Raw genomic sequence first — 16,826 nt, 5'->3', positions numbered from 1 at the left:
GTGTCAGGAACGGACTTCGAGCAGCGGGACGAGCTGCTCCTCGGGAGTCATGGACCCGTGCATGCCGACCATCGCCGACTCGTGGGGCTCGTTGACGGACGCGGTGATCGCGACGTCGTCGTGGGCCGCCGCGACCACGTCGCCGATCCGGCCGTACACCCGCTCGTCGATCTCGTCGCCGAACCAGCCGAGGGCGATGGCCTCGTCACGGCTCGCGACCCAGAACTGCTCGCCGATCACCTCGCGCCAGCAGGTGAGGACGTCCGTCTCGGCGCCGGGCACGGCGTACACGTGACGGGCACGGCCCTCGCCGCCGAGCAGGGCGACGCCCGCGCGCAGCTCCCAGTCCTCGTCGAAGTCGATGCGGTGCTGCTCGTCGAAGGGGATGTCGACCATGCCGTGGTCGGCCGTGACGTACAGGGCCGAGCGGGGCGGCAGTTGTTCGGCGAGGCGCTGTACGAGCCGGTCCACGAACATCAGCTGGCCGCGCCAGGCGTCGGAGTCGACGCCGAAACGGTGTCCGGCGCCGTCGAGTTCGCTGTAGTACGTGTAGACCAGCGAGCGGTCGCCGGCGGCGAGCTGCTCGGCGGCGAAGTCCATGCGCTCCTCGCCGGAGAGCCGCCCGTGGAACGTCCCGCCGCTGAGCGCGACCTGCGTGAGCGGGGTCTGCTCGAAGATCGGGGAGGACACCTGTGCGGTGTGGATCCCGGCCTCGTGGGCGAGCTGGAAGACGGTGGGGTACGGCTGCCAGACGCGCGGCGCCGTCCACGGCCTCCAGCGCAGCTGGTTCATCAGCTCGCCGGTGTCGGGGTTCCGCACCGTGTAGCCGGGCAGTCCGTGCGTGCCGGGGTAGCGGCCGGTGCCGACCGAGGCGAGCGAGGTCGCGGTGGTGGCGGGGAAGCCGGCGGTGATCGGGCGGCCCGTACCACCGCGCGAGGAGCCGAGGAGCGAGGTCAGGTACGGGGCCTCGTCCGGGTGGGCCTTGATCTGCTCCCAGCCGAGGCCGTCGATCAGGAAGACACAGTTCCTGTCGGCCGGGCCGATCTCGGCGATCCTCGGGGTGAAGCCGGGCACGCCCTGGCCCGCGACGAGCGTCGGGAGCAGGTCGCCGAGGGATCCGAAGGTGTACTCGGGCACCGGAGCCGTGGCCAGGGCCAGCGGGACCGGGTCGTCGGGCCAGCCGTGCGCCACGGCGGTCGGCTGGACCATCAGCGGGGGGTGGCGGCGGTGGCCGCGATGGCTTCGGAGAGGGCCTGGGCGAAGGCAAGGGTCTGCCGGACGGTGTCCGGACCGTCGCCGGCCTCGCTCACCCGCAGGCTGAGGTCGTCCGCCGTGGCGTTGCCCGTGTAGCCGTGGTCGGCGTCGCAGTTGGCGTCGCCGCAGGCTGCGGGCTCCAGGTCGATGCGGGAGACGGCACCCCAGCCGATGGTGAGGACCACCTCGCGGGGCAGCGTGCCGGGCGTGTACGACTCCGGGTTCGCGACGACGCGGCTGACGACGACGGACGAGATCCGCTCGAGCTTCACGGACTCGGTGGACGTCGTGGCGTACGGCGTCGGGGAGCTCGTGTCGGCGGCCTGCTCGTCGGTGTGGCTCACGATGAAGCGGTGCGGCGTGAGGACGAGGACGGTGACGTGGCGCCGGACCTCGTTCGCGTCGAAGGTGGTCTCCTGGTGGACCACGTACGACGCGACGGCGTCGCCGCCGACAGCGGCCTCCACCGCCTCGGCCACGAGGGCCGGGTAGTAGCCGCTGCGCTCGATCGCCGCGCGCAGCCCCTGGGTCGTCGTCCCGCTCTTTGCCATGGACTCCATCCTAATCCGTATGCAAGGACGGCTTGGCCGCTTGTGAACACGGTCGGGCCGTTCGGGAGCGCCGGGGCTGTGACATCTGACTCCATCCGGGCCGATGAGGCCTTCCCGGGGTCTGTGGGGCGCTCGGCTCGTCCAGGGGGTGTCTTGTCGATCAGGCCGGGCTCGCGGGGTCTGGTCGACAAGACACCCCCTAGTAACTCGGCAGGCGGCGCGGGCCGAGGTCGGTGCGGGGCGGGGGCGGGGCCAGCCGGACGGTGGCCCCGAGGACGGAGAGCCCGCCGGGGGCCACGACGACCGGCTCCAGGGAGACCGCCACCACCTCGGGGTGGTCGTCGACGAGCCGGGAGACCCGGAGCAGGAGCTCCTCCAGCGCAGGGGTGTCCACCGGGGCGGATCCTCGCCAGCCGAAGAGCAGCGGGGCGGTGCGGATGGAGCGGACGAGCTCGGCGGCGTCCCGCTCGGTGGCCGGGACCAGGCGGTGGGCGGTGTCGCCGAGGAGTTCGGAGGCCGCGCCCGAGAGCCCGAAGGAGAGGACGGCCCCGACGGCCGGGTCGATGGCGGAGCGGACGAGCGTGTCGACGCCCCGGGGCACCATCGCCTGGACGACGGGCTGGAGCTCCTCGGGCTTGCCGAGGACCTCGGTCAGCTCGGTGTAGGCGGTACGGAGCTGCTCCTCGGTGGCCAGGTCCAGCCGGACGCCGCCGAGGTCGGGGCGGTGGCGCAGGTGGGGCGCGGTCGTCTTGAGGGCGACGGGGTAGCCGAGGCGGCGGGCGGCGGCGACGGCCTCGTCGGGGGCGGGTGCGGGGAGCGTGGGCAGGACGGTGATCCCGTACCGCGCGAGCAACTCGACGGCGTCCTCGGTGCCGAGGGTCACCCCGCGCGCGTCCGCGTCGCCGCCGGTGCCGAGCACCCGCTCGATGAGCGCGGCGGCCCCGGCCTCGTCGATGTCCTCGTACTCGGGCACCCGCCCGGGCTCGGCGGCCTGCCGCCGCCACTGCCCGTACCGCACGGCCTCGGCAAGCGCCCGCACGGCCCGCTCGGCGGCGGGGTAGGCGGGGATGGTGGTGCGGGGGGCGGCTTGGTCGATGACCTCGGCCGGGGTCGGGGTCGGGGTGGTGGTCTCGGCTTGGGCGGTAGTCCCGGCCGGCGCCAGGGCCGTGGCTGTCTCGGCATAGCCGGTGGCCTCGGCAGGCGCCTGGGCCGTGGTCTCGGACCGCGTCGACGCTGCCGCCTGGGTCGCGGCACCGGAGGTGGCCGGCGCGGCCGGGCGGGGCGCGGTCGGTGTCGTGCGGGTGCCCGTCGGTGTCGGCCGGGTGCTCGTCGCGACCGCGAGGGCCTCCGCGAGGCCGCCCATCTCGACGTGGACGACGACGACCGGCTTCGCCGGGGCCGGGGCGGAGGCGACGGCCTCGCGCAGGGAGGCCGCGAGGACCTCGCCGTCGCCGGACTCGGTGGCGCCGTTCTCCCCGACCCAGGGGATCGCGGTCACCACGACCGCGTCGGACGCCTCGTCCGCGAGCGCCGCCGCCAGCGCGTCCCGGAAGTCCGCCGGGCCCGCCGCGGTCGTCAGGTCGAGCGGCCGGAGCGGGCGCAGCCCCTCGGTCAGGCAGGCGTCGTACGTGAGGAGGCCGAGCGACTCGGAGTTGCCGAGGATCGCGACCCTCGGTCCGGCGGGCAGCGGCTGGGCGGCGAGGAGCAGTCCGGCGTCCACGAGTTCGGTGACGGTGTCGACGCGGATCACCCCGGCCTGGCGCAGCAGCGCGGAGACCGTGGCGTGCGGGATGCGGGTGACCGGCACCCGGTGGCCGGGCGGGGCGCTGCCGCTGTGCCGGGCGCCCTTGACGACCACGACCGGCTTGACCGCGGCGGTGCGGCGAGCCAGCCGGGTGAACTTCCGCGGGTTGCCGATCGACTCCAGGTAGAGGAGGACGACGTCCGTCCCCGGGTCGTCGTACCAGTGCTGGAGGAAGTCGTTGCCGGAGACGTCTGCGCGGTTGCCGGCCGAGATGAAGGAGGAGAGCCCCGCGCCGTGCCGGTGGAGCCCGGCGAGGAGCGCGATCCCGATCGCGCCGGACTGGGTGAAGAGCCCGATCCGTCCGGCGGCCGGCATCTGCGGTGCGAGCGAGGCGTTGAGCCGGACGTCCCCGGAGGTGTTGATGATCCCGAAGGCGTTGGGCCCGATGATCCGCATCCCGTACGAACGGGCCTGCCGTACGAGCTGACGCTGCCGCTCGCGGCCCTCCGGACCGCTCTCCGCGTATCCGGCGGAGAGGACGACCAGGCCCCGTACTCCGTGTTCTCCGCAGTCGGCGACGACCTCCGGCACCCGTTCGGCGGGGACGGCGACGATCGCCAGGTCGACCGGTTCTCCGATGGCGCCGACGGAGGGGTGTGCGGGGACTCCGTCGAACTCCGTCGGCCCGTCGGTGAGCGCGGCGTTCACCGCGTACATCCGGCCGGTGAAGCCGGCCCCGAGCAGGTTGCGGAGCACCGTCCGGCCGACCCCGCCGGGCGTCCGGCCCGCTCCGACGACCGCGACGGACCGTGGGGTGAGGAGCCGCTGGACGGACCGCGCCTCCGCCCGCTGCTCCCGTGCGCGCTGGACGGCGAGGGAGCGGTCGGTCGGTTCGAGGTCGAGGTGGAGGCGGACGGAGCCGTCCTCGAAGCTCCGCTTCTGGGTGTAGCCGGCGTCGGTGAAGACCTTGATCATCTTGTTGTTGGCGGGGAGCACCTCCGCGGCGAAGCGGCGGATGTCCCGCTCGCGCGCGACCGCCGCGATGTGTTCGAGGAGGGCGGAGGCGACTCCGCGCCCCTGGTGCGCGTCCTGGACGAGGAAGGCGACCTCGGCCTCGTCGGCCGGGAACGAGGCGGGCATGCCCCGGTCGTCGATGCGGTCGTAGCGGACGGTGGCGATGAACTCCCCGCCGATGGTCGCGGCGAGGCCCACCCGGTCGACGAAGTCGTGGTGGGTGAAGCGGTGGACGTCCTTGGCGGAGAGGCGTGGGTAGGGCGCGAAGAAGCGGTAGTACTTCGACTCGTCCGAGACCTGCTCGTAGAAGCTGACCAGCCGGTCGGCGTCGTCGGTGGTGATGGGCCTGATGCGCGCGGTGCCGCCGTCCCGGAGCACGACGTCGGCCTCCCAGTGGTCGGGGTAGGCATGCTCCGGTGACGCAGGTGGTGCCGGTTGATCCACTGATGCCGGTCGATCCGCCGCTTCCGACTGCTCCGACGCGCTCTCCATGGGGCCAGACTACGGCCGGTGTACGACACCGGCACCGGTCGCGCGGCGAGTGGGCTCCGGGCAAGGTGGGGAGGACCGAAAGGCGGTCCGGTCCGGGCCGAAGGTCGGCACGAGCACCGCGCGTCCCGTGAGAGACTGGTCTAGACAACCCCTTAAGACTTGAAGGGCAACACCATGGCTGAGCGCCGCGTCAACGTCGGCTGGGCCGAGGGCCTCCACGCCCGCCCCGCGTCCATCTTCGTCCGTGCCGCCACGGCTTCCGGCGTTCCGGTGACGATCGCCAAGTCCGACGGCACCCCCGTGAACGCCGCGTCGATGCTCGCGGTGCTCGGCCTGGGCGCGCAGGGCGGCGAGGAGATCGTCCTCGCTTCGGAGGCCGACGGCGCCGAGATCGCGCTGGACCGTCTCGCGAAGCTGGTCGCCGAGGGTCTCGACGAGCTCCCCGAGACCGTCTGACCCGGTCGCGCCGACCCGGTCACGACGTACCGTACGACGAAAACCGTGGCTGCCGACATTTCGGCGGCCACGGTTTTTGCTTTTCCGGAACCAGTGCTTTCGGGCTCCTTTTCGGGCAGCACGAAACAGCCCCAAAGAATTCCTATTCTTTGTATACGGTGCGCACGTTAATTCCGACCGCTCGCCGTGTTGACGACATGTTGCGAAACCCTCACACGGCCGCGCTCGGGCCTTTTGAGCCGATGCAGCGCCAACGAGCGCTCGGCATGCAGGGCCGTCAGCGCTCTGGCCCGCTCGGCGTCACCGCGCGCGACGGCGTCCACGATGGCGCCGTGCTCCGACCAGGCCTCCACGGGCTGGACGGGCTGATCGACCGCGTACATCCAGGCGATCTTGTGCCGTAGCTGGGTGAGCAGCGCCGTCAGGGCCGGGCTGCCCGAAGCCTGCGCGAGCGTCTCGTGGAACCAGCCGCCGAGCGAGCGCAGGTCCTCGCCCTGGCCCCGCCTGGCCCGCTCCTGACCCAGCCTGACCAGGCCGCGCAACACCTTCAGGTGCGCCTCGGTGCGCCGCTGCGCGGCACGGGCGGCCCCCAGGGGTTCGAGCAGCGCCCGCATGTCGAGCAGATCGGCCGCCTCCTGCTCGGTGGGCTCGGCGACATGGGCGCCGGCGTGGCGACGGGTGACGACGAAGCCCTCGGACTCCAGGGTGCGCAGGGCCTCGCGGACCGGGACACGGGAGACCCCGTAGCGGCGGGCGAGCTGCTCCTCGGTCAGCCGCCCTCCCCGCTCGAAGACACCGGAGACGATGTCGTCCCGGATCGCCGTGCATACCGATTGCGCGGGAACGCGCATGTCCGACCTCCGCCTTGATCCGCGCGAGACAATTCGAGCGACGCCTGTTCTGCGTCTGTTCCGCGACTCTATTGCAGTAGGCCGGAATTTCCGATGCCCCCGTGGAATCCAGGGATATGTTTCGGTCAACGAAAAGCCCCGGCTCAGTACGAGCCGGGGCTTTTGCGACGCGGTGCGGGTGACGTCAGAGACTGACGCCCCGGGAGCGGAGGTAGGAGATCGGGTTCAGGTCCGAGCCGTACTCGGAGCCGGTCCGGGCCTCGAAGTGGAGGTGCGGGCCGGTCGAGTTGCCGCTCGATCCCGAGACGCCTATCTGCTGGCCGGGCTCGACGGTCTGGCCGACGTAGACCCCGATGGACGAGAGGTGCCCGTACTGGGTGTACGTGCCGTCGTTCATCCGGATCACGATGTTGTTGCCGTACGCGCCGCCCCAGCCGGCCTCGACGACGGTGCCGGAGCCGACGGAGACGACCCGGCTGCCGTAGGACGCGTGGAAGTCGATGCCGGAGTGGCTGCCGGAGGACCAGAGCGAGCCACCGGTCTTGTAGCCGGTGGTCACGTACGAACCGGCCACGGGGAGCTGGAAGGAGTTGAGGCGGCGGCGCTCGGCCTCGCGGGCTGCGCGCTCCCTCTCCTCGCGGACCTCCTTGGCGCGGGCCTCGGCCTTGCGCTTCGCCTCCGCACGGGCCTCGGCCTGGACCTTCGCCTTGGCGACGGCCTCGAAGGCCTCCTGCTCCTGGGCGGCGGCCTGGGCGTCGATCCGGTCCGAGAGGGAGTCCTCGGTGATCACCTGCGTGAGGCCGGTGTCCTCGACGGAGCGGTTGTCCGTGTCGGCGGCGAGCGCCGGGGAAGCGAAGGTTCCGATGACGCCGGTGGTGGCGAGCGTCGCGACACCGGCGATGCCCACGCTGCGGCGCGCCATCCGGCTCGGACCACGATGCTTCCCGGTGGCACGGGTGAACGCCATGTAGTGGCTGATCCTTTCCTTCCTTCTCGCCTACCGGGTTAGCTGACGGGTTCGGAGCAGGAAGGTCTCCTACGAGCCCCTCCGTACGAGACGAAGGCGCCCGATTCACCCCAGGGACTGTGTGGGTCCCCGGCTCCCCAGGCTCGCGCCTGACGGGGACTCGGCGATGACTGTCCGTTGCCGCGGATGCGGCACGTGCAACTGCCGGACAGCCGCACCGACGCTATGCGGATCGTCTTTCAATCACCAAACAGACACGCCCGTTTGTAAGACATACCACAGGGCAGACGACCACTCATATGCACAACTCGGACATAGCGGAAGGCCCCGACGAAATCATGACGTCGGGGCCTCCGTTGCCGGGTCCGGCAGGTGCGATCAGCCGATCAGCCTGCCACGACGGTGACTTCACCGATGCCGAGCGCGCGCACCGGCTCCGCGATCTGCGCCGCGTCGCCCACGAGCACGGTGACGAGCCGGTCCACCGGGAAGGCGTTGACCACGGCCGCGGTCGCCTCCACGGTGCCGGTCTCGGCGAGGAGCGCGTACAACCGGGCCTGGTAGTCGTCCGGGAGATGCTGCTCCACCTGGTCGGCGAGCGTCCCGGCGACCGAGGCGGCCGTCTCGTACTTGAGCGGAGCCACACCCACCAGGTTCTGCACGGCCGTCTCGCGCTCGGCGTCCGTGAGGCCCTCCGCGGCGAGGGTCCGCAGCACCTTCCACAGGTCGTCAAGTGCCGGGCCGGTGTTGGGCGTGTCGATCGAGCCGCTGATGGCGAGCATCGACGCGCCGTTCCCCTCGGCGTCGGAGCGGAGCACCTGCCCGAAGGCCCGCACGCCGTACGTGTAGCCCTTCTCCTCGCGCAGGACCCGGTCGAGACGCGAGGTGAGCGTGCCACCGAGGCAGTACGTGCCCAGGATCTGGGCGGCCCAGACCCTGTCGTGCCGGTCCGCACCGATCCGGCCGATGAGCAACTGCGTCTGGACGGCGCCGGGCCGGTCCACGATGACGACCCGTCCGGTGTCGTCGGCGGTGATCGGCGGCATCGGGAGCGGCTCGGCCGGCTCGCCGGTCCAGGCGCCCAGGGTCTCGGCCAGGACCTTGTCCAGGTCCACGCCCGTCAGATCGCCGACGACCACGGCGGTGGCCGTGCCGGGGCGGACGTACGCCTCGTAGAAGGCGCGGACCGCGGCGGCGTCGATCGCGACGACCGTCTCCTCCGTGCCCTGGCGCGGCCGGGACATCCGGGACTCGGCCGGGAAGAGCTCCTTGGAGAGCTGCTTGGCAGCGCGGCGGGCCGGGTTGGCCGACTCGTGCGGGATCTCGTCGAGGCGGTTGCGCACCAGGCGCTCCACCTCGCTCTCCAGGAACGCCGGGGCGATCAGGGCCTCGGAGACCAGCCCGAGCGCCTTGGGCAGCCGGGAGACCGGGACCTCCAGGGAGACCCGTACGCCCGGGTGGTCCGCGTGCGCGTCGAGCGTGGCGCCGCAGCGCTCCAGGTCGGCCGCGAACTCCTCGGCGGTGCGCTGGTCCGTGCCCTCGAAGAGCGCGCGGGCCATGATCGTGGCGACACCGTCGAGACCTGCCGGCTCGGCGTCCAGCGGAGCCGGCAGGAAGATCTCCACGGCGACGACCTGCTGGCCGGGACGGTGACTGGTCAGGACCGTCAGCCCGTTGGTCAGCGCCCCCCGGTCCGGGGCGGGGAAGGCCCACGGCCTGGCGACACCCGGCCGCGGCTGCGGGTGGAAGTCCATGCTGGTCAAAGACACGGCAGCGTCGGTCACTGGTCCGCTCCCTCTTCCTCGTCGCTGTCGCTCTGTTCGGTGCTGACCGGCTCGTAGACGAGCACCGCGCGGTTGTCGGGGCGCAGCTTGGCCGCGGCGACCGCCTGCACCTCCTCGGCGGTGATGTCCAGGACCCGGTCGACGGCCGTGAGGGCGAGCTGCGGGTCACCGAACAGCACGGCGAACCGGCACAGTTCGTCGGCGCGGCCCGCGACGGTGCCGAGCCGGTCGAGCCACTCGCGCTCCAACTGGGCCTGCGCGCGCTCCATCTCCTCGGGCGTCGGACCCTCGGCGGCGAAGCGGGCCAGCTCCTCGTCGACGGCGGCCTCGATCTGCGGGACCTCGACACCGCCCGAGGTCTTGACGTCCAGCCAGCCGAGCGAGGGCGCCCCCGCGAGCCGCAGCAGGCCGAAACCGGCGGCGACGGCCGTACGGTCACGGCGGACCAGACGGTTGTGCAGACGGGAGGACTCGCCGCCACCGAGGACCGTCAGGGCCAGGTCGGCGGCGTCGCACTCGCGCGTGCCGTCGTGCGGCAGCCGGTAGGCGGCCATCAGCGCGCGGGCCGGGACCTCCTCCTCGACGACCTCACGCAGCTGCTCGCCGATGACGTCGGGCAGCGAGCCGTCGCGCGGGGGCAGCTTGCCGTCGTGGGAGGCGATCGAGCCGAAGTACTTCTCGACCCACGCGAGGGTCTGCTCCGGGTCGATGTCGCCGACGACGGACAGCACCGCGTTGTTCGGCGCGTAGTACGTGCGGAAGAAGTTGCGCGCGTCCTCCAGCGTGGCCGCGTCCAGGTCCGCCATGGAGCCGATCGGCGTGTGGTGGTACGGGTGGCCCTCCGGGTAGGCCAGCGCGGTCAGCTTCTCGAAGGCCGTGCCGTACGGCACGTTGTCGTAGCGCTGGCGGCGCTCGTTCTTGACGACGTCCCGCTGGTTCTCCATGGACTCGTCGTCCAGGGCGGCGAGCAGCGAGCCCATGCGGTCCGCCTCCAGCCAGAGCGCGAGCTCCAGCTGGTGGGTGGGCATGGTCTCGAAGTAGTTGGTGCGCTCGAAGCTCGTCGTGCCGTTGAGCGAGCCGCCCGCGCCCTGCACGAGCTCGAAGTGCCCGTTCCCGTGGACCTGCTTCGAACCCTGGAACATCAGGTGCTCGAAGAGGTGGGCGAGGCCCGTGCGGCCCTCGACCTCGTGGCGCGAACCGACGTCGTACCAGAGGCAGACCGCGGCGACCGGGGTCAGGTGGTCCTCCGAGAGCACCACGCGCAGGCCGTTCGCCAACCGGTGCTCGGTCGCTGTCAGGCCGCCGGAGCCGGCCTCGGCCGTGGCCGTGTGACCCATGGGCATGTACGTCCCTTCGATCGCGATGTGAAAAGGTCCTGCCACTGTATGCAAGCGCGCCGACACCTGGCGAAGTTCCCGACCCTTCGTGATGTCCCTCTTCCGGGTCGCGGTCGGCGTTGTCGGTGGCACGGTCCACAATGGTCCGCGTCAGATCAACCATGTTGGTGAAGGAGCCGCAGCCGCGATGGCCCGCCGCAGCACGAAGACACCGCCGCCGGACGACGCGTACGAGGAGAGGATCCTCGACATCGACGTCGTCGACGAGATGCAGGGCTCCTTCCTCGAGTACGCGTACTCGGTGATCTACTCTCGCGCGCTCCCCGACGCCCGCGACGGCATGAAGCCCGTCCAGCGCCGCATCGTCTACCAGATGGGCGAGATGGGGCTCCGCCCCGAGCGCGGGTTCGTCAAGTGCGCCCGTGTCGTCGGCGAGGTGATGGGCAAGCTCCACCCGCACGGCGACGCGTCGATCTACGACGCCATGGTCCGCATGGCACAGCCCTTCTCCATGCGGCTCCCCCTCGTCGACGGCCACGGAAACTTCGGTTCCCTCGGCAACGACGACCCGCCGGCCGCCATGCGTTACACCGAGTCGCGGATGGCGCCGGCCGCGCTGCTCATGACCGAGTCCATCGACGAGGACACGGTCGACTTCACGCCGAACTACGACGGCCAGGAGCAGGAGCCGGTGGCACTGCCCGCCGCCTACCCGAACCTGCTGGTCAACGGCGCGTCCGGGATCGCGGTCGGCATGGCGACCAACATGCCCCCGCACAACCTCGGCGAGGTGATCGCGGCGGCCCGCCACCTGATCCGCCACCCGAACGCCGACCTCGAGACGCTGATGCGCTTCGTGCCCGGCCCCGACCTGCCCACCGGCGGACGGATCGTCGGCCTCGCGGGCATCAAGGACGCGTACGAGTCGGGTCGCGGCTCCTTCAAGATCCGCGCCACGACGACCGTGGACAACGTGACGGCGCGCCGCAAGGGCATCGTCGTGACCGAGCTGCCCTTCACGGTCGGCCCCGAGAAGGTCATCTCCAAGATCAAGGACCTCGTCGGCTCCAAGAAGCTCCAGGGCATCGCGGACGTCAAGGACCTCACCGACCGCAACCACGGCCTGCGGCTCGTCATCGAGATCAAGAACGGCTTCGTGCCGGAGGCGGTCCTGGAGCAGCTCTACAAGCTGACGCCGATGGAGGAGTCCTTCGGCATCAACAACGTGGCGCTGGTCGACGGCCAGCCGCTCACGCTCGGCCTCAAGGAGCTCCTGGAGGTCTACCTCGACCACCGCTTCGAGGTCGTCCGCCGCCGCTCCGAGTTCCGCCGGTCCAAGAAGCGCGACCGTCTGCACCTGGTCGAGGGCCTGCTCGTCGCGCTCCTCGACATCGACGAGGTCATCCGGATCATCCGGGAGAGCGACAACTCCGCACAGGCGAAGGAGCGCCTGATGGAGCGCTTCTCGCTGAGCGAGATCCAGACGCAGTACATCCTGGACACGCCGCTGCGCCGCCTCACCAAGTTCGACCGCATCGAGCTGGAGACCGAGCGCGACCGGCTCAACGGCGAGATCGACGAGCTGACCGGGATCCTCGACTCCGACGCGGAGCTGCGGAAGCTGGTCTCGACGGAACTGGCCTCGGTCGCCAAGAAGTTCGCCAACGACCGGCGGACCGTCCTGCTCGAATCGGCGGGCGCGCCCGTCGCGGCCGTACCCCTGGAGGTCGCGGACGACCCCTGCCGGGTGCTGCTCTCCTCGACCGGTCTGCTGGCCCGTACGGCGACGGCGGAGCTGCCGCCGGTCGACCCGGACGCCCCGCGGACCAAGCACGACCTGATCGTGTCGGCGGTGGCCGCCACCCAGCGCGGGGACGTCGGTGCGGTGACGTCCGACGGCCGGCTGCTGCGGATCGCGGTGATCGACCTGCCGCAGCTCCCGGACACCGCGGCCACGCCGAACCTCGCGGGCGGCGCGCCGCTCTCGGAGTTCCTGTCCCTGGAGGCGGACGAGTCGGTGGTCTGCCTGACCACGCTCGACGAGTCATCGCCGGGTCTCGCGCTCGGCACGCTGCAGGGCGTGGTGAAGCGCGTCGTGCCGGACTACCCGGCGAACAAGGACGAGCTGGAGGTCATCACGCTCAAGGACGGTGACCGGATCGTCGGCGCGGCCGAGCTGCGGACGGGCGAGGAGGACCTGGTCTTCATCACCTCCGACGCCCAGCTCCTGCGCTACCCGGCCGCGCAGGTACGGCCGCAGGGCCGGCCGGCCGGTGGCATGGCGGGCGTCAAGCTGACCGCGGGAGCCGAGGTGCTCTCGTTCACAGCCGTGGACCCGGCGGCGGACGCCGTGGTCTTCACCGTGGCGGGCTCCACCGGGACGCTGGATGCCGCGGCGGGTACGTCGGCGAAGCTGACCCCCTTCGACCAGTACCCGCGCAAGGGCCGCGCGACGGGCGGTGTCCGCTGCCAGCGGTTCCTGAAGGGCGAGGACGTCCTGATCCTGGCCTGGGCGGGCACCACGCCGGCCCGGGCCGCGCAGAAGAACGGGACCCCGGTGCCGCTGCCGGAGGTGGACCCGCGCCGCGACGGCTCGGGCACCCCGCTGCCCCAGCCGGTGGAGGTGGTGGCGAGCCCGGCCTGATCGGCGAGCCACCCCCGGGGGAGTATCGAGCCCTAGGGCCTGTCCGGCCCTGATCCGCCGGACGGCCCTAGCTCTCGTCCGGCTCTTCCTCCGTCTGTCGCACGTACCGCAGGACGCCCCACATGCTGTGCTCGTCGGGGGCGTCCTGCGGACCGTTCAGCGCGCATCCGGCGAGCTCCTTGCGGAGACCGGCCGCGTCGATGCCGGAGCCGATCAGGACGAGCTGGGTGAGCCGCTCCTCGCCGGCCGGCCACGGCTCGGGGTAGAAGCGCAGGAAGCGGCCGACCGCGTGCACGGTGTAGCGGTTGACCGGGTCGGCGGCGCCGAGGTCGACGAAGCCCTTGATCCGGTAGAGGCCCTCGGGCCGCGCGTCCAGGAAGTCCATGAGCCGGCGCGGGTGCAGTGGGGTCGCGGCGGTCAGGGAGAGCGTCTCGTACGCCGCGTGCGGATGGGCCTCCGCGTCGTCCTCGGGACCGTACAGGACGTCCTCGATCGACATCTGGCCCTCGATCTCGCCCTCGGGCACCACCCGGTCGAAGAGCAGCTCCGGCTCGACCCGCCCGTGGGACGCCTCGACCACGGCGGCCCGCCCCGCGAGGCCCGTCACCGTCTCCCGGACGGCCCGCAGCCGGTCCTCCGGGACCTGGTCGGCCTTGTTGACGACCACGAGGTCGGCGATGGCGAGGTGCCTGTCGGTCTCGGGATGAAGCCGCCGGGTGGTGTCGAACTCGGCCGCGTCGACGACCTGGACGAGTCCGCCGTAGACGATCCGCTCGTTCTCGCTGGCGAGCACCATGCGGACCAGTTCCTGCGGCTCGGCGAGGCCGCTGGCCTCGATCACGATCACGTCGAGCCGGGACTCGGGCCGGGTCAGGACCTCCAGGTACTCGTCGAGCTCGCTCGCGTCGACCGCGCAGCACAGACAGCCGTTGCCGAGCGAGACGGTGGACCCGACCTGCCCGGCGACCGTCATCGCGTCGATGCCGATGTCCCCGAAGTCGTTGACCATGACCCCGATACGGGTGCCCCGGGCGCTGCGCAGCAGGTGGTTGAGGAGCGTGGTCTTCCCCGCCCCGAGAAACCCGGCGAGGACGACGACGGGGATCTGCTGCGTGCTCAAGAGTCGTGCCTCCGGTCGCGGGCTTTCCCACGGCCGCGGGAAAGCCCCAGGATAGGCGGAACCACCCCACCGGGCACTCCGCACCGGGCTCGGGCACGCCCTGCGGCCCGGACCCGGGCGTCGCCCCCCCGGCCGTACATTTCCGGTCGCGGGCCCCGGCCCTTTACCTTTTCTGGCATGGACCCCGCACAGAGCACCAGCCCCGCGCGGCCCCCCGCGCGCCGTCGGCGGTTCGGGTGGCCGCAGCGGGTGTTCTCGCAGGTCCTGCTGATGCAGCTGGCCATCGCGACCGGTGTGACCGTCCTCGCCACCGGGCTCTTCCTCGCCCCGCTCAGCGAGCAGCTCGACGATCAGGCGATGCGACGGGCCCTGGCCATCGCCGAGACCAGCGCCTCCCCGCGGCTCGCCGCCGACCTCACCGGCACCCCGCCCTCCTCGCGGGGCCCGGTCCAGACGGAGGCCGAGCGGATCCGGACGTCCACGGGCGCCGAGTACGTCGTGGTCATGGACACCCACGGCACGCGCTGGTCGCACCCCGACCCCGCGCAGATCGGCCGGCGGGTCTCCACGGACCCCAGCGCCGTCCTCGCGGGGCGCGAGGTGATGGAGATCGACAGCGGGACGCTCGGCCGCTCCGCCCGCGGCAAGGCGCCGCTACGGGACGCGGACGGCCGGATCGTCGGCGCGGTCTCGGTCGGCATCGAGTACGACAGCGTCCGCGACCGGCTCCTCGCCGCCATCCCCGGCCTCCTCGCGTACGCGGGCGGGGCGCTCGCCGTCGGGGCCCTGGCCGCGTACCTGATCTCCCGGCGGCTCCAGCGTCAGACCCACGACCTGGCCTTCTCCGACATCTCCGCGCTGCTCGCCGAGCGGGAGGCCATGCTGCACGGCATCCGGGAGGGTGTCGTGGCCATCGACCGCACCGGCTCCGTGCGGCTCATGAACGACGAGGCGCAGCGCCTCCTCGGTCTCGGTCCCGAGGCCGCGGGCCGGCCGCTCGACGAGGTCCTCGGCGGGGGCCGTACCGCCGACGTCCTCGCCGGCCGGGTCACGGGCGAGGACCTGGTGACCGTCCAGGGCCACCGCGTGCTGATCGCCAACCGGATGCCCACGGACGACGGCGGCGCCGTCGCGACCCTGCGCGACCGTACGGAGCTGGAGCGCCTCGGACGCGAACTGGACTCGACGCGGGGTCTGATCGACGCCCTCCGCGCCCAGGACCACGAGCACGCCAACCGGCTCCACACCCTCCTGGGACTCCTGGAGCTGGATCTGCACGAGGAGGCGGTCGAGTTCGTCACCGAGGTGGTCGGCGTACACCGGGCCACCGCCGAGCAGGTCACGGAGAAGGTCCACGACCCCCTGCTCGCCGCCCTGCTGGTCGGCAAGGCGACCGTCGCCGCCGAGCGCGGAGCGTCGCTGCGGCTCTCCCCGGAGTCCCTGCTGCCGGACCGGCTGGTCGACCCCCGCGAGCTGGTCACGGTCGTCGGCAACCTCGTCGACAACGCCCTGGACGCCGTCGCGGGCACCCCCGGCGCCCGGATCGAGGTCGCGTTCCGCACCGAGGGCCGTACGGTCGTGCTGCGGGTCACGGACAGCGGCCCGGGCGTTCCCGAGGAGCGCCGTGAGGTGATCTTCACCGACGGCTGGTCGACGAAGGAGCCGCCGTCCCACGGCAAGCGCGGGCTCGGCCTCGCCTTCGTACGCCGCCTGGCCGAGCGCAGGGGCGGCACGGCCCGGGTGGCCGGTGGCCCGGACGGCGGCGCCGAGTTCACCGTCGTCCTCCCGGACGCCCTGACCGAGCCCGAGTCCGAGCACGTACCCGGGCCTGGCCCCGCACGCGGACCCGTACCCGGCCCCGTCGGTACCGCCGTCGCACCCGAGCCCGCCGGGGAGGCGCGATGATCGACGTACTCGTGGTGGACGACGACGTGCTCGTGGCGCGGATCAACGCCGCGTACGTCACCAAGGTCCCCGGCTTCCGGGTGACCGCCACCGCCCACTCGACCGCCGAGGCGCTGGACGCCCTGGACGGGCATCCGGTGGACCTGATCCTCCTGGACCACTACCTGCCGGACGAGAACGGCCTCGCCGCCGTACGGGAGCTCCGGGCGCGCGGCCACCAGTGCGACGTGATCATGGTGACCGCCGCCCGGGACGTGGCCACCGTGCAGGCGGCCATGCGGCACGGCGCCCTCCAGTACCTGGTCAAGCCGTTCAACTTCGCCGGACTGCGCACCAAGCTGGAGGCGTACGCGGCGCTCCGACGCGCCCTGGGGAGTGCGCTCGGAAGCGGCGGCGAGGCGGAACAGACCGAGGTGGACCGGATCTTCGGCGTCCTGGCGGCCGGCACCGTCGCCCCGGACCTGCCGAAGGGGCACTCCCCCACGACCGCCGAGCTGGTCCGGCAGGTCCTCCTCGCCGCCGACGGCCCGCTCTCCGCTCAGGAGATCGCCGAGCGGTCCGGGGTGAGCCGCCAGACAGCGCAGCGCTACCTCAAACTCCTGGAACGGACCGGCCGGGTGCGGCTCTCGCTCCGGTACGGCGAGACGGGTCGCCCCGAACACCGGTACGCCTGGGCGGCCTCGCCTACCGCGACCTGAGGCCCCCGC

General features: G+C 72.3%; 12 protein-coding genes and 1 riboswitch. Of the genes, 4 read left to right on the top strand and 8 right to left on the bottom strand.

Features of this window, described 5'->3' with window-relative positions:
- Positions 1-3: 3 nt before the first annotated feature.
- From OG580_RS27240 to OG580_RS27230, 3 genes are all read right to left on the bottom strand, one after another.
- Positions 4-1,209 carry an alkaline phosphatase family protein gene (locus OG580_RS27240; protein ID WP_267046289.1) on the bottom strand — a complete coding sequence of 402 codons (1,206 nt, stop codon included), beginning with the start codon at positions 1,207-1,209 and terminating at the stop codon, positions 4-6.
- Positions 1,209-1,805 carry a DUF5998 family protein gene (locus OG580_RS27235; RefSeq protein ID WP_267046288.1) on the bottom strand — a complete coding sequence of 199 codons (597 nt, stop codon included), beginning with the start codon at positions 1,803-1,805 and terminating at the stop codon, positions 1,209-1,211. The genes OG580_RS27240 and OG580_RS27235 overlap by 1 nt, the downstream gene beginning before the upstream one ends.
- A gap of 199 nt (positions 1,806-2,004) precedes the next feature.
- On the bottom strand, positions 2,005-5,055 hold the full coding sequence (locus tag OG580_RS27230) for a bifunctional GNAT family N-acetyltransferase/acetate--CoA ligase family protein (protein WP_267046287.1): 3,051 nt from the start codon (positions 5,053-5,055) through the stop codon (positions 2,005-2,007).
- A gap of 174 nt (positions 5,056-5,229) precedes the next feature.
- Here OG580_RS27230 and OG580_RS27225 point away from each other — a divergent pair, with 174 nt between their 5' ends.
- On the top strand, positions 5,230-5,511 hold the full coding sequence (locus tag OG580_RS27225; protein ID WP_267046286.1) for an HPr family phosphocarrier protein: 282 nt from the start codon (positions 5,230-5,232) through the stop codon (positions 5,509-5,511).
- Between the two features lie 167 nt (positions 5,512-5,678).
- Here the strand turns inward: OG580_RS27225 and OG580_RS27220 are convergent, their stop codons facing one another.
- From OG580_RS27220 to OG580_RS27205, 4 genes are all read right to left on the bottom strand, one after another.
- Complete coding sequence (locus OG580_RS27220) at positions 5,679-6,362, bottom strand: GntR family transcriptional regulator (RefSeq protein WP_267046285.1); 684 nt, start codon at positions 6,360-6,362, stop codon at positions 5,679-5,681.
- Positions 6,363-6,546: 184 nt separating this feature from the next.
- The gene (locus OG580_RS27215; RefSeq protein ID WP_267046284.1) at positions 6,547-7,329 is read right to left on the bottom strand and encodes a M23 family metallopeptidase; all 783 of its coding nucleotides are present in this window, start codon (positions 7,327-7,329) and stop codon (positions 6,547-6,549) included.
- A 12-nt stretch (positions 7,330-7,341) separates the two neighbouring features.
- Positions 7,342-7,505: riboswitch (cyclic di-AMP (ydaO/yuaA leader) on the bottom strand.
- A 210-nt stretch (positions 7,506-7,715) separates the two neighbouring features.
- The gene (locus OG580_RS27210) at positions 7,716-9,083 is read right to left on the bottom strand and encodes a pitrilysin family protein (protein ID WP_267048141.1); all 1,368 of its coding nucleotides are present in this window, start codon (positions 9,081-9,083) and stop codon (positions 7,716-7,718) included.
- A gap of 26 nt (positions 9,084-9,109) precedes the next feature.
- Complete coding sequence (locus tag OG580_RS27205) at positions 9,110-10,456, bottom strand: pitrilysin family protein (protein ID WP_267046283.1); 1,347 nt, start codon at positions 10,454-10,456, stop codon at positions 9,110-9,112.
- Between the two features lie 181 nt (positions 10,457-10,637).
- Between OG580_RS27205 and OG580_RS27200 the strand changes: the two genes are divergently transcribed.
- On the top strand, positions 10,638-13,094 hold the full coding sequence (locus OG580_RS27200) for a DNA topoisomerase (ATP-hydrolyzing) subunit A (protein WP_267046282.1): 2,457 nt from the start codon (positions 10,638-10,640) through the stop codon (positions 13,092-13,094).
- A gap of 67 nt (positions 13,095-13,161) precedes the next feature.
- Here OG580_RS27200 and OG580_RS27195 read toward each other — a convergent pair whose 3' ends face one another.
- Complete coding sequence (locus OG580_RS27195) at positions 13,162-14,214, bottom strand: GTP-binding protein (protein WP_267046281.1); 1,053 nt, start codon at positions 14,212-14,214, stop codon at positions 13,162-13,164.
- Between the two features lie 177 nt (positions 14,215-14,391).
- Here OG580_RS27195 and OG580_RS27190 point away from each other — a divergent pair, with 177 nt between their 5' ends.
- A complete protein-coding gene (locus tag OG580_RS27190) occupies positions 14,392-16,119 on the top strand; it encodes a sensor histidine kinase (protein ID WP_267046280.1) in 1,728 nt (575 codons plus the stop codon).
- Positions 16,116-16,817 (top strand): response regulator, encoded by a 702-nt coding sequence (locus OG580_RS27185; RefSeq protein WP_267046279.1) that lies wholly within the window; start codon positions 16,116-16,118, stop codon positions 16,815-16,817. The genes OG580_RS27190 and OG580_RS27185 overlap by 4 nt, the downstream gene beginning before the upstream one ends.
- Positions 16,818-16,826 lie beyond the last annotated feature (9 nt).

The organism is Streptomyces sp. NBC_00094, assembly GCF_026343125.1.
GTDB lineage: Bacteria > Actinomycetota > Actinomycetes > Streptomycetales > Streptomycetaceae > Streptomyces.
Note: the sequence above shows the minus strand (reverse complement) of the source record. Positions and strands in the feature narration are given on the sequence as shown.

What these genes read in the sequence shown, in the direction of transcription:
- OG580_RS27240 (WP_267046289.1), bottom strand. Translation starts at nt 1,209, where the DNA reads ATGGTCCAGCCGACCGCCGTGGCGCACGGCTGGCCCGACGACCCGGTC.
- OG580_RS27235 (WP_267046288.1), bottom strand. Translation starts at nt 1,805, where the DNA reads ATGGCAAAGAGCGGGACGACGACCCAGGGGCTGCGCGCGGCGATCGAG.
- OG580_RS27230 (WP_267046287.1), bottom strand. Translation starts at nt 5,055, where the DNA reads ATGGAGAGCGCGTCGGAGCAGTCGGAAGCGGCGGATCGACCGGCATCA.
- OG580_RS27225 (WP_267046286.1), top strand. Translation starts at nt 5,230, where the DNA reads ATGGCTGAGCGCCGCGTCAACGTCGGCTGGGCCGAGGGCCTCCACGCC.
- OG580_RS27220 (WP_267046285.1), bottom strand. Translation starts at nt 6,362, where the DNA reads ATGCGCGTTCCCGCGCAATCGGTATGCACGGCGATCCGGGACGACATC.
- OG580_RS27215 (WP_267046284.1), bottom strand. Translation starts at nt 7,329, where the DNA reads ATGGCGTTCACCCGTGCCACCGGGAAGCATCGTGGTCCGAGCCGGATG.
- OG580_RS27210 (WP_267048141.1), bottom strand. Translation starts at nt 9,083, where the DNA reads ATGGACTTCCACCCGCAGCCGCGGCCGGGTGTCGCCAGGCCGTGGGCC.
- OG580_RS27205 (WP_267046283.1), bottom strand. Translation starts at nt 10,456, where the DNA reads ATGCCCATGGGTCACACGGCCACGGCCGAGGCCGGCTCCGGCGGCCTG.
- OG580_RS27200 (WP_267046282.1), top strand. Translation starts at nt 10,638, where the DNA reads ATGGCCCGCCGCAGCACGAAGACACCGCCGCCGGACGACGCGTACGAG.
- OG580_RS27190 (WP_267046280.1), top strand. Translation starts at nt 14,392, where the DNA reads ATGGACCCCGCACAGAGCACCAGCCCCGCGCGGCCCCCCGCGCGCCGT.
- OG580_RS27185 (WP_267046279.1), top strand. Translation starts at nt 16,116, where the DNA reads ATGATCGACGTACTCGTGGTGGACGACGACGTGCTCGTGGCGCGGATC.